Genomic DNA, 2,058 nt, shown 5'->3' on the forward strand with positions numbered 1-2,058 from the left:
CTACCGGCAGGTGCTGGCGCGTCAGCCCAAGCATGCGGCCGCGGCGCATTTCCTGGGACTGCTGCTGCACCAGACCGGGCGCAGCGAAGAAGGGCTGGATCTCATCGAACGGTCGGTGAGCCTGCAGCCGACGAATCCCGATTTCCTCAACAATTTCGGTACGGTGATGCGCGACCTCGGCCGCCCTGCTGCGGCCATCGATTTCTTCCGCGGTGCGGTGGATCTGCGGCCGGACCAGCTCGCGGCGCGCGACAATCTCGGCTCATCGCTGAAGCAGGTCGGCCAGTTCGAAGAGGCCGAAGAGATTTATCGCGGCACGGTTGCACGCAACCCATTTCACGTGCGCGCCCGCATCGGGCTTGCCGAAACCCTGCAGGAAGCCGGGCGGCTGGATGAGGCGCTCGCCGTCTTCCGCGAAGCGCTGGCGATACGTCCCAAGGATGCCGACCTGCTGCACGGGCTCGGCGTCGGGCTGATGGAAAAGGGCAAGCTCGACGAGGCGGTCGACCTGTTCCGGCAGGCGTTGGCGATCAACCCCGCCATGGCCACAGCCTGGCTGATGCTGACGCAGGTCAAGCGCCAGAAGGAGCGCGACAGCGAGCTTGGGGGCATGGAAGCCCAGCATGCCAAGGCGCCGCAGGACAGCCTGGCACGCATGCAGCTGTCCTTCGGACTCGGCAAGGCGAATGACGATCTCAGGGATTATGGCCGGGCCTTCGACTATTTCGCCGAAGGCAATGCGATCCGCCGCAAAGGCATCAACTACGACCAGGCCAGGACGCGGGCCGAATTCGAGGCGATGAAGGCCACCTTCGATGCCGGCTTCTTCGAGAAGCACAGGCCCAGCTCAATCAGCGACGACACGCCGATCTTCATCGTCGGCATGCCGCGTTCGGGCACGACGCTGGTCGAGCAGATCATTGCCAGCCATCCGCAGGTCTATGGCGCAGGCGAGCTCAGCATCTTGAAGAAGGCGGTCGGCAAGCAGTTCCCGGCGACCATGCCGGGTGGCTTCCCATGGGGCGTATCGGATATGGGCGATGCGGATTTTGCCGAGGCAGGGCAAGCCTATCTCGACATGCTGCATGCCCGCTATCCGAACATGCGTCACGTCACCGACAAAATGCCAGGCAACTTCCTGCTTGTCGGCTTCATCCACATGATGATGCCGAAGGCCAGGATCATCCACTGCGCGCGCGATGCGGCGGCCACCTGCCTGTCGATCTACAAGGTGCATTTCCGCGGTGACAGCCATCGCTATGGCTACGATCTCGGCGAGCTCGCCGACTTCCACAATCTCTACACCGACATCATGAAGCATTGGCACACGGTGCTGCCGGGCGTCGTGCATGATGTACGCTACGAGGATTTTGTCGCCGACCAGGAAGGACAGACGCGGGCATTGATCGCTCATCTCGGCCTGCCCTGGGACGACGCGGCTCTATCGTTCCACGAGACCGACCGACCGGTTCGCACGGCTTCAGCCGCACAGGTGCGCCAGCCGATGTATCAAGGGTCGGTCGATCTGTGGAAGCGCTATGGAGACCGGCTGAAGCCGCTGCTCGACAAGCTGGATTAGCGCAACGCTAGCTGATCGTGGCCTTAGAGATTGGCCTAAGCACCCGCGTCGTCATCCTAGGGTCTTCGCGACGGAGCTTCGCTCCTGCTTCGCCCTAGGATGACGAAGCTGAGAGGCTTCTTCTAATCTGCTACCGGCTGCTCAAAGCTCAATGAATGGCTTGAAGCCACCGAAGATCATGCGCTTGCCGTCGAACGGCATGTCCGCCCAATCGGCCTTCAAGCGGGGATCTGCCATCACTTTGGCCATGACGGCATCGCGGCTCTCCCGCGACTCATAGACGGCCCAGGCGAAGACGACGATCTCGTCGTCCTTGGCCTGCACGGCACGCGGGAAGGACGTGACCTCGCCATAGGGCACGTCGTCGCCGATGCATTCGACATAGGCGAGCGCGCCGTGTTCCCTCCAGATAGGCCCTGCGAGGTTGGCAAGCTTCTTGTAGTCATCGAGTTTTGCCTTGGGCACGGCAAGTACGAAAC

At 62.4% G+C, this 2,058-nt stretch carries 2 protein-coding genes; one reads left to right on the forward strand and one right to left on the reverse strand.

All coding sequences use genetic code 11. From position 1 onward, the window contains the following. Nucleotides 1-1,579: sulfotransferase (locus EOC06_RS36420; protein WP_164898974.1), on the forward strand; the 1,579-nt coding region annotated here is incomplete at its 5' end. Nucleotides 1,580-1,720: 141 nt separating this feature from the next. Here EOC06_RS36420 and EOC06_RS36425 read toward each other — a convergent pair. Continuing rightward, a partial coding sequence (locus EOC06_RS36425) for a DUF1428 domain-containing protein (protein WP_128310057.1) occupies nucleotides 1,721-2,058 on the reverse strand: 338 nt, incomplete at its 5' end.

It is taken from the genome of Mesorhizobium sp. M7A.F.Ca.MR.362.00.0.0, from assembly GCF_004023175.1.
Taxonomy (GTDB): domain Bacteria; phylum Pseudomonadota; class Alphaproteobacteria; order Rhizobiales; family Rhizobiaceae; genus Mesorhizobium.